The sequence below is a fragment of the Acidithiobacillus sp. TH-A35 genome (assembly GCF_057473505.1).
In genome coordinates, this window is the sequence record NZ_JBYCKR010000032.1 from 1 (window position 1) to 10095 (window position 10095).

At 55.9% G+C, this 10095-nt stretch carries 13 protein-coding genes; 12 read left to right on the forward strand and 1 reads right to left on the reverse strand.

Translation table 11 applies throughout. The features are described from left to right. Nucleotides 1–566, reverse strand: a 566-nt coding sequence (locus AC2VNK_RS01510; protein WP_486882553.1) for an AAA family ATPase, incomplete at its 3' end; no start/stop codon positions are given. Between the two features lie 473 nt (nucleotides 567–1039). On the opposite strand from AC2VNK_RS01510, the gene AC2VNK_RS01515 reads away from it, so the two are divergent. The 12 genes from AC2VNK_RS01515 (at nucleotide 1040) to AC2VNK_RS01570 (ending at nucleotide 9941) form a co-directional block, all read left to right on the forward strand. Continuing rightward, complete coding sequence (locus tag AC2VNK_RS01515; protein WP_486882554.1) at nucleotides 1040–1426, forward strand: response regulator; 387 nt, start codon at nucleotides 1040–1042, stop codon at nucleotides 1424–1426. 18 nt (nucleotides 1427–1444) lie between these two features. Further along, nucleotides 1445–2272, forward strand: coding sequence for an NAD(+)--dinitrogen-reductase ADP-D-ribosyltransferase (locus AC2VNK_RS01520; protein ID WP_291522659.1), 828 nt, complete (start codon nucleotides 1445–1447; stop codon nucleotides 2270–2272). Nucleotides 2273–2281: 9 nt separating this feature from the next. Then, a complete protein-coding gene (gene draG, locus AC2VNK_RS01525; protein ID WP_486882555.1) occupies nucleotides 2282–3670 on the forward strand; it encodes an ADP-ribosyl-[dinitrogen reductase] hydrolase in 1389 nt (462 codons plus the stop codon). Between the two features lie 25 nt (nucleotides 3671–3695). Further along, a complete protein-coding gene (gene nifA / locus AC2VNK_RS01530) occupies nucleotides 3696–5333 on the forward strand; it encodes a nif-specific transcriptional activator NifA (RefSeq protein WP_486882556.1) in 1638 nt (545 codons plus the stop codon). Nucleotides 5334–5656: 323 nt separating this feature from the next. Then, complete coding sequence (gene nifB / locus AC2VNK_RS01535; protein WP_486882557.1) at nucleotides 5657–7225, forward strand: nitrogenase cofactor biosynthesis protein NifB; 1569 nt, start codon at nucleotides 5657–5659, stop codon at nucleotides 7223–7225. Nucleotides 7226–7275: 50 nt separating this feature from the next. Beyond that, a complete protein-coding gene (locus AC2VNK_RS01540) occupies nucleotides 7276–7494 on the forward strand; it encodes a 4Fe-4S binding protein (protein ID WP_486882558.1) in 219 nt (72 codons plus the stop codon). A gap of 9 nt (nucleotides 7495–7503) precedes the next feature. Next, nucleotides 7504–7839: a HesB/IscA family protein gene (locus tag AC2VNK_RS01545; protein WP_271780951.1), complete on the forward strand. Its 336-nt coding sequence runs from the start codon at nucleotides 7504–7506 to the stop codon at nucleotides 7837–7839. 40 nt (nucleotides 7840–7879) lie between these two features. Beyond that, a complete protein-coding gene (locus AC2VNK_RS01550) occupies nucleotides 7880–8110 on the forward strand; it encodes a hypothetical protein (RefSeq protein WP_215859777.1) in 231 nt (76 codons plus the stop codon). After that, entirely contained in the window at nucleotides 8107–8619 is a 513-nt protein-coding gene (locus AC2VNK_RS01555) for a hypothetical protein (RefSeq protein ID WP_288019909.1), read from the forward strand. The genes AC2VNK_RS01550 and AC2VNK_RS01555 overlap by 4 nt, the downstream gene beginning before the upstream one ends. Then, on the forward strand, nucleotides 8612–9400 hold the full coding sequence (locus AC2VNK_RS01560) for a 4Fe4S-binding leucine-rich repeat protein (protein ID WP_291522670.1): 789 nt from the start codon (nucleotides 8612–8614) through the stop codon (nucleotides 9398–9400). The genes AC2VNK_RS01555 and AC2VNK_RS01560 overlap by 8 nt, the downstream gene beginning before the upstream one ends. After that, entirely contained in the window at nucleotides 9388–9690 is a 303-nt protein-coding gene (locus AC2VNK_RS01565) for a nitrogen fixation protein NifZ (protein WP_014029049.1), read from the forward strand. The genes AC2VNK_RS01560 and AC2VNK_RS01565 overlap by 13 nt, the downstream gene beginning before the upstream one ends. Further along, nucleotides 9687–9941: a nitrogen fixation protein NifZ gene (locus tag AC2VNK_RS01570; RefSeq protein ID WP_486882559.1), complete on the forward strand. Its 255-nt coding sequence runs from the start codon at nucleotides 9687–9689 to the stop codon at nucleotides 9939–9941. Before AC2VNK_RS01565 ends, AC2VNK_RS01570 begins: the two co-directional genes overlap by 4 nt. Nucleotides 9942–10095 lie beyond the last annotated feature (154 nt).

Here is a 10095-nt window from a genome sequence, read left to right on the forward strand (position 1 = left end):
CGTTCGTTACACACCAACCCGCCCAGACGCACGCCGCCCGAATTGGCGTACTTGAGAATGCCCTTGGAGATGTTGTTGGCGGCATACATGGCCATCATTTCGCCAGACATGACGATGTAGATTTCCTGCGCCTTGTTTTCACGAATAGGCATCGCGAATCCGCCACACACCACGTCGCCCAACACGTCGTAGGAGACGTAATCGACGCCGTCATAGGCACCATTTTCCTCCAGGAAGTTGATGGAGGTGATAACGCCACGCCCGGCACAACCCACGCCCGGCTCCGGTCCACCGGATTCCACGCAGCGGATATCACGATACCCGACCTTCATAACGTCTTCGATTTCCAGATCCTCCACGCTGCCCGCCTCAGCCGCGAGGCTCAGTACGGTGTCCTGCGCTTTGGAGTGGAGAATCAAGCGGGTGGAGTCAGCCTTGGGGTCGCAGCCGACGATGAGAATCTTTTGGCCCATTTCCGTAAGGGCTGCCAGGGTATTCTGGGAGGTGGTGGACTTGCCAATGCCCCCCTTACCATAAAAGGCGATTTGCCTTAGTTTGTCACTCATTGCCATGTCTCCTGTTTCAAAAATGACTAACTTGCCAGGTGGAAGCCCCCAAAAACGGGGAAGAGTCGCGTTCCGTCCTCGCTGTTGCAAGGGCCGTGCCAGACCTGTATGTATCCACATAATGAACTGTTTTATATATAAAATCGCACCTTTCTGGTAGACCCTTTCAGGCTGTTTGAAAACCTACAAAATGCACTTTCTATGTCAGGAACCCCACAGCATTGACCGACTTATACAATTCACCGCGCCGCTATTGGGTCATGGAAGCGACCTAATGAAGCGACCTAATTAAGGCCCAACAAACTCGGTTTTGTTTGAATGGCTTAGTACCTTGTCTGGTCGACGGAAAGATTTTTTCGCTTTCCGGCTGGGAGCTATTCGGGATCTAAACGCGGGGCCGGAACTGTATGGCATAAAACCTGCTTTGATTACCCATTCAAGCAGGAAGGCTTGCTCAGTTTTGGGAGGACGATATGCAGATCGGTGTGGATTGTAAGCTCGCGGTGGGTAATCGGCGCATTTTTGTGCTGGATACGGATGAAATCGGGCGCATGGCGGTGCAATTCATGCTTCATGATGAATATGAAACCCACGAAATCGCCAGTCTCCAGGCGGCTGTCGCCAAGGCTCAGGATTGGCCGCCGGACCTGATTATTCTCGGCGAGGCGCTGCTGGACGAAGGCGGGTTGACCGTGGAGATGGTGAACGAACAATTTCCCAAGGCACGACTGATGCTCGTGGTGGGGGAAGCGCGTTCCGCCCTGAGCCGGCCCGTCATCAGTAAAGGATTCGTGTTCCTCCATAAGCCCCTGCGGCTCGAAGATGTCCGCGCCAAGGTGGCTGCCGTGTTGCAGAATTAGTCGCCGCAAGGACGCTTTTTGTCAACAGCGAACCCACCGGAGGAGCAGCGTCCGGCCCGTGCGCCGTCCGTCAATCCCGGTAGCAATCTGACTGGGATTCCGTCCGGGCTGTTGATCAGTGCTGAATTTCATGCGTTCCCGATGCCGCTACATATCGCCGGGGTGCGCGATGGGCACCCTGCGCTTTTCCAGAGATTGTCGCTGGTACGGGAACAGTGCGAGGCGGGACAGGTCTTCCAGGCGTACATGGAAGAGATTTTTGCTGGCGGGTATGAGCGCACGAAGGGCCGACGCTTCAGGGCGAGCTATTTACGCCTGCTCAAAGGCTGGGGATATGACAGCAATTCACCGGAAGGTGCGGTCATGAAGGGCTGGGTGGAGAGCCGGTTCGGGATCGCCCCGAATTTTCACCGACAGGTGATCGGTCGTGTGGGTGATGCCGCCTGGATTCAGTATATGACCGACAAAATGTCAGGGCGATTTGATAATAATGCGATCTGGTTGCAGCTTGACCTGTTGTTTGAATTCGCACAATGGTCGGCGCGACGTTTTCTGGCATCTGGACAGCGGCACGTGCGCTTGTTCCGGGGAACCAATGATTTTGCGGAACATCCTATTCTCTGGAAAGCCGGAGCGCGGCAGGGGGTGATCCGGCTGAACAACTTGGTATCCTTCAGCAGCGACCGGGACGTGGCCAGCGCATTCGGCGATTACATACTGGAGGTGGAAGTACCTTTGGTAAAACTGCTCTTCTTCAAGGGCCTGCTGCCATGTCGCGCACTCCAGGCGGAGAGTGAGTATCTGGTGATCGGCGGTGAATACGCGGCACACATGCACTATTACTGAGGACGAGAAATGGGCTATGACTTGCGGGAGAGGGCATTAGGCGCCTACCTGGGATTGGCGGTCGGGGATGCCCTGGGCGCGACGGTGGAGTTCATGAGTCCCCCGGAAATCCGGGAGGCATATGGCGTCCACCGCAATATGACCGGTGGCGGCTGGCTGCATTTACGCCCCGGACAGGTGACCGACGATACCCAGATGTGTCTGGTGTTGGGGCGGAGCATCCTTGCCGATGAACAATGGTCCATTACCCGCTTTGGCGAGGGGATGGTGCAGTGGTTGCGCGGCCATCCCGTGGATGTGGGCAATACCTGCCGCCGGGGAATCCGGCGCTTTATGCTCAACGGCAGTACCGCCGCCGAACCGGCGGAATGGGATGCCGGCAATGGTGCGTGCGTGCGCAATCTCCCCGTGGTGTTGGCCACCCTGAACGCCCCCGCCGCCTTCCGGCTGATCAGTGTAGAACAGGCGCATTTGACCCACCATCACCCACTGTCGGATATCGCCACCCTGACGCTGGGGGAGATGTTGCGCGGCGCGCTGCGCGGTGACGGCGTTTCATCCGTGCGGCGCCTGGCGGATGAACTGGTTGCACGGTACCCGGAATTCGATTTCAAAGAAATTCCCCAGGCCCCTACGCCCTATATTGTGGATACGGTGCGTGCCGTCCTGTATGCGCTGCTTCATACCGATAATTTTAAAGACTGCCTGATTACGGTGGTAAATCAGGGTGGGGACGCGGACACCACGGGCGCTATCGCGGGAATGTTGGCGGGAGGCCTGTACGGGACTTACGGGCTTCCCGGTGCCTGGTTGCAGCGTCTGGATCCCGCGGTTCAGAAAGAAATCGCGGGGCAGGTGGATCAGCTTCTGACCCGGGGTGAGCGAACAGATCATGAGCAGTTGCCGGCCAGCATGCCGCTGTGTGTCTTATTTTACGAAAAACCAGGCTGTGCCAATAATGCGCGGCAGAAAGCACTGTTGACGTCTGCCGGCTGTGTGCTGGAGGTGCATGACTTATTGAAAACCGCCTGGACGGCGGAAACCCTGCGCCCCTATTTTGCAGATCGACCCGTGGCAGAGTGGTTCAACCCGGCTTCGCCGCGGGTAAAGTCGGGAGAGATCGTTCCGGAGGCGTTCACGGAAGCCGGGGCACTCGCCGCAATGCTGTTGGACCCCCTCCTTATCCGTCGCCCGCTCATGGAAGCGGGAGGCGCCAAAATCGCTGGTTTTTCTGAAGATCAATTACGCCTGTGGACGTCCATATCTCTTGATGTGTACACTGGGGATGTTGGCGCCTTTCCAGACAATTGTCGACGCTCGGTGCCTTGCCCAAGCGTCAGACGGGCCAGCAGTCTCAGCAAAACTCCAGCCGCCTCATCCCACGCCAACGCCTCCTGAGCGCTGTAGAGAAGAGGACACTATCATGAAAGATCGTGTAACACCCAATCATTTTCAGGAGCTGACGACCATCTATGAGGTGAGTAAGGTGCTCAGCTCCTCCATGGATCTTGAACACACCCTAAATGATGTGTTGAAGACGCTGGAAAGTCATCTGCATATCTCACCGTCCATGATTGTGTTGCGTATGAACGAGGAAGTAGTGGGGGTAATCGCTGCCACAGGTTTGTCTGTTGCGGAAATAGAACGGGGGCGTTATCGGTTAGGGGAGGGGATGATAGGCAAGATCATGCGTGCCGGCATGCCGATAGTGATTCCTGATGTCTCTCAGGAACCGGCTTTTCTGCACCGCGCCTTTGAACCGGAGATCAGTCAGCGCTTGCATGCTTTTGTAGGGGTGCCGATTAAGGTGGGGTATGAGTGTATCGGCGTGCTCGCTATCTATCGCAGTGAGCGACACAAGGGCGTGAGTTTCCGCTCTGATGTCCGCTTGTTGCAGATGATCGCCAATCTGGTGGGACAGACCGTTAATCTGCATCAGGGTATCTCGGCGGAACGAAACCGTCTTTTGCAGGAAAAGCATCGTCTACAGAAGGAATTACAGAAACGCTACAGCATCAAAAATGTCATCGGCAACAGCCGGGCCATGCAGGCGGTGTTTTCTGACGTGCACCAAGCGGCGCCAGGCAAGGCAACCGTGTTGCTGCGCGGTGAGTCGGGCACCGGCAAGGAAGTCATCGCCCGCGCCATTCACTATCTCAGCCCCCGTCGCGACAAAGCCTTTGTTTCGCTCAATTGCGCGGCGCTCCCCGAAAGTATTCTCGAATCAGAGCTCTTTGGACATGAGCGCGGTGCTTTTACCGGCGCCACCCAAGAGCGCAAAGGGCGCTTTGAACTGGCAGATGGCGGCACGCTGTTTCTCGACGAGATCGGCGATATCTCTCCGGCTTTTCAGGCCAAGCTCTTACGGGTGTTACAGGAGCGTGAATTCGAGCGGGTGGGCGGCACCCAGACCCGGCGAGTCAATGTGCGCATTATCACTGCCACCAATCGCAATCTCGAAGAGGCGGTGAGCAAGGGCGAGTTCCGCGCCGATCTCTACTACCGGATCAATGTCGTCAGTATCTTCCTGCCCCCACTGCGGGAACGTCGTGAGGATATCCCCGCCTTGATCGAACATTTCCTCGCCCGTTACAACGCCGAGAATCAGCGCAAACTGACCCTCACCCCGGAAGCTTTGCAAACCATGGTGTCCTGCTATTGGCCGGGTAACGTGCGGGAACTGGAAAACTGCGTCGAACGCACCGCCACCATGATGCGCGGCGATATCATTCGCAATCTCGACGTGCCCTGCCAGCGCAATCAGTGTCTCTCCATGGCGCTGCGACCGCTGGAAGGAAGCCATCACATCGTCACCATGAAGGTGTCAGGCAGTAGTAGTATACCGCTTTCCGTAATGCCCGAATCTGCGGAGCAAGCGGTGGATGCCTTGGTCGCAAACAATGAGGCGAGTGCTGCACCTTTGTCGGAAAGGGATCGCCTGATCCAGGCCATGGACCGCTGTGGCTGGGTACAGGCCAAAGCCGCTCGTTTGTTGGGGACGACTACCCGCAAACTTGGTTATGCCCTCAATAAACACGGCGTAGAAGTTAAAAAACTCTAAACCAGAAACGCTCAACCAGGGGCGGCGAACGCCCTACCCATCCTCACTGTGCCCACCGCCTTTCGTGCTTGCCCTGCTATTTTTACCCCTCCCCATTTGTCCGGTTCTTGACAATTTTCGCCGCAGTGCTGAAAACGCACGTAATGTTACCGACAAAGCACCGGATGACTTAATCTAACATCTTGAAAAACAAAGGCAGCATATGCTGGCATCACTTTTGCTTAAGGTAATGCAAGCGTCAGCTTCTTAGGAGCAAGCCGATACATCCATGAGGCGCGCGGTTTTCCATCGTTCACTGAAGATCCGTATGGAGGATTACGCCCATGGCATCCCAAATAATTGCTCTTTCCAGTATTGCCACACCCAATAACGGGGTGGATCTGGATGAGATTATGCAGCAAAAGGCAGAACACCAAGGTTGTGGTACGAGCGGCGGTTCCGGCAAGGCCAGTTGTGGCACCGGAGCGGGGCAGGGAGATCTGGCACCGGAGATATGGGAAAAGGTCAAGAATCACCCCTGCTATAGCGAAGAAGCGCATCATCATTACGCCCGTATGCACGTTGCGGTGGCGCCCGCCTGCAATATCCAATGCAATTACTGTAACCGCAAATATGACTGCGCCAACGAAAGTCGGCCGGGTGTCGTCAGTGAAAAACTGACGCCGGAGCAAGCGGCCAAAAAGGTGCTGGCCGTGGCTTCCACCATTCCGCAAATGACCGTGTTGGGTATCGCCGGTCCGGGTGATCCCCTGGCCAACCCCGAGAAAACTTTCAAGACCTTTGAACTGATCTCGAAAACAGCGCCGGATATCAAGCTCTGCCTGTCAACCAATGGCCTGGCACTCCCTGACCATGTGGATACCATTGCCGGTTTTAATGTGGATCACGTCACCATCACCATCAATATGGTGGATGCGGATGTAGGCGCACAGATCTATCCCTGGATTTATTACCAAAACAAGCGGTACAAGGGGCGCGAAGCGGCGCAGATACTCACCGACCGGCAAATGCAGGGACTGGAAATGCTGACCGAGCGCGGCATTCTCTGTAAGGTGAATTCGGTCATGATCCCGGGCATCAATGATCACCATCTGGTGGAAGTCAACCGGGCAGTCAAGAGTCGCGGAGCCTTCCTCCACAACATCATGCCCCTGATTTCCGCCCCTGAACATGGCACGGTTTTCGGTTTGAACGGCCAGCGTGGCCCGACCGCGCAGGAACTCAAGGGCCTGCAGGACAGTTGCGAAGGCGAAATGAACATGATGCGCCACTGTCGGCAATGCCGGGCGGACGCGGTGGGTCTGCTGGGCGAAGATCGTTCGGCAGAATTCACGACCGAAGCCGTAATGGCGATGGATGTGGAATATGACCTCGAATCGCGCAAGGCCTATCAGTCGCTGGTGGAGCAGGAACGCCAGGCGACGGTGGACGCCAAGCGGGCGGAGCTGGAAACCCTGGCCGGCGAGCAATCCGATGTCAAAATTCTCATCGCGGTGGCGACGAAAGGCAGCGGGCGGGTCAATGAGCACTTCGGTCATGCCACCGAGTTTCAGATTTATGAGGCGAGTGCGTCCGGGGCGAAGTTTGTCGGTCACCGTCGCGTGGACCTCTATTGCCAGGGCGGTTATGGCGAAGAGGAAGCCCTGGAAACCACCATCATCCGCGCGATCAACGATTGTACGGCAGTTTTTGTGGCCAAGATCGGTGGCTGTCCGAAAGCCTCGCTGGAGGCGGCCGGAATCGATGCGGTGGATCGTTACGCTTTTGAATATATCGAGCAGTCGGTCATTGCCTACTATCGGGATTATCTCGATAACATCCGTAGCGGGGCCATTGTCCATGGCCAGCGCGGGGATGCGGAGATCCGGCAAGGGGCGTACATAGCTGCGTAAGGTTATCGGGGGAGATCTCCTCCCCCATTTTTGTGAAAAGGAGAAACATCATGGCTTTTAAAATCGTCGGTTCCCAATGCACCAGTTGTTCGGCCTGTGAACCGGAATGCCCGAATATGGCCATTTCCGAAAAGAATGGCACCTTTGTGATCGATCCGACCAAGTGTACGGAATGCATAAACTATTTCGATGAACCTCAGTGTGTGGCGGTATGTCCGGTGGATGACACCTGCATCATTGACAACAACTATCCCCGTTACGTCGCTTAGGAGTCTGTCATGGAACTCACCTTTACGCCTAAAGCGGAACGCTTTATCCAACGGATGATCACCTTTGGCGGTGGAAATGCTTCCAGTGCTTTCCGCCTTGCGGTGAAGCCAGGCGGGTGCTCCGGCCTCTCTTACGATTTTCGCATTGTCGACGCGGCGGAGCCCGGCGATGTGGCCATCACCAGTAATGGCATTCCGGTACTGCTGGAACAGAAGAGTGTCCCTTTTCTCAACGGCGTCGTCGTCGATTGCGAGGACAGCCTGATGAATACTGGGCTGGTCTTTACCAATCCCAATGCGGCGGCCAGTTGTGGTTGCGGAACGTCATTTACACCCAAGGAATAAAGCCGGGTCCCGGAAACGGTGAGATTGGAGGGAGGAAAACATGGAAACCTGGATCGTTCATCATACGAATACGACTATCCATCGTTGTGCAGCGAATACGGCAGCACTCCCCCCGCATCTCGACGATATCGATTTCCGCGGTGCGGAGATATTTACCCGCATACCAGCCAGGGAGCAGCGTCATCTCGCACGTGCTTACAGCAGTTATGTCTGCTGTGAGGAGTGCGAAGCGGCTCTGCTCAACCCCGTGAAGCATAGGGGTGCAGCATGAGTAATATCTGGGACGATGAATGGTTGAACCGCCGTTATTATGAAGGCCTCCTACCGGAGGCAGCGGAACGCCATCTGCATCTCGCGGCGCGCTCTTATGCGGACGATGTGCGCGCCGAGGATCATCTGATGGATGCCATCGCCATCGCGCCCGAACACATGGTCGTTTACCTGGGTTTATACAAATTTTATTTCTATAAAGGCCGACTGAGCGAGGCGCTGGCTACGGCCCGCATCTGTCTGCAGCGTAGCGCCGCAGAATTGGGTATTGATCCGGACTGGCGCAAGGTAAGGGAACGGCAGGCGGACTTTGGCAGTTTTGATGCACCGCGGGCACGCTTTTATATGTTCGTGCTGAAAGCCTATGGTTACCTGCATTTGCGTCTGGGTCACCTGGCTACGGGCAGCAAAATCATGGACAAACTCATCGAACTGGACCCGACGGATAAAATACAGGCCCGGGTGCTGCTGGAAGTCCTGCAAAAAAAAGAGGAAGACGACGATGAGTGATCCGGACGAGGCCATTGACTGGCAGGGCGGTGCCGTCTCCTGTGAAGCCTGCCCTGAGCGCGGGATTCCGGAGGTGAAGTGCGAACCGTTGCATGCCTGTATGCATGATCGTTACGCCAAAAGGGTGGATCGCTTTTTTCGCTGGAATCCGCAGATCGCCAAGGATTATCTGCAACACGGCTACTTTGAGGTGCGGGCTTGCGCCGCACGTTATGCGGATATTTTTCATCTGCCCGCACTGATGAACGATCCCGACGAAACCGTGCGCTGGGCGGTAGCGCAAAGGCTTCCACAACGCTATCTGCTGCGAATGATCCACGATCCGCATCGGGAAGTGCGTATCCGGGTAGCCGTGCGGCTGGATGACCGTAACCTGTCGGCCATGATGCACGACGCGGATTATTACGTACGTCTGGAGGTAGTGCGTCGTCTGCCCAAAGGCCTGTTGCCGCTCATGATGCATGATTCCGATGTGGAGGTCCGGCGGGTTGTGGCCAAACGCATCGGCGTGGATGCTCTGGTCAAAATGCTGCAGGACGATGATCCCAGGGTCCGTCTGGATGCCATTGAACGTGTACCGGTGTCGATCCTTTCCACACTGGTTGACGATGCGGATTGGCGTATCCGCTATGAGGTGGCGGCGCGTGGGAGCCAGGAAGCGGTAATCAGCCTGTTGGCGGATGAGGATTATGAGGTGCGTCGTTGCGCCGCGGAACGCTTGGGGAAAGGCGATACGTCCAGACAACGATTGCCAGGGGAGGGTGGGACATGGCCGGAATGAGCAGAGACAGTGCAACGGTGGAGTTGGGCGCAGAACCCGAGTTCAATTATGGAGATAAAGTCCGTTCCCGCAAGCATGTGAAAAATGACGGAACATTCACCGGCGCCGAAATTGGCGAGGTGATTGTTACAAAAGGCGATGTCGGTTTTATCATCAGTATCGGGACCTATTTGCAACAATTTTATATTTATGGCGTGGATTTTTATGAACGTGGTCATCTGGTCGGTATGAAGGGCCGTGAACTGGAACTGATCGAATACAATCCGAGTCAGGAGGAGAAAATCTCATGATGGATCTGCGTCCTCCCCGATTTGATTGGGGCCTCAGGGTATTGGCTGGCGATGATATTTTTAATGACGGGACCTATCCGGGGGAGGCCGAAGGGGCCTTGCTGGTGGTCAAGGACAGTCCGGGAGAAATCGTGCGGGTAGGACATCATGAAGAGAGCAACACGCCCCTCTACCTCGTGGAGTTTGCCAACGGCATGGTGGTGGGTTGTCTGGAAGAGGAAATATTACCCCTCGGAGAGCCGAAGCCATGAGCATAACGCGCAGCATTTATCTCGATAATAATGCGACAACGGCCTTGGCGCCGGCAGCATTGGATGCCATGTTGCCCTATTTGTCGACAGAATATGCCAATCCCTCCAGCGCATCTGAAGCGGGCATAAGCGTCAAGAAAGCTTTGGGTGAGGC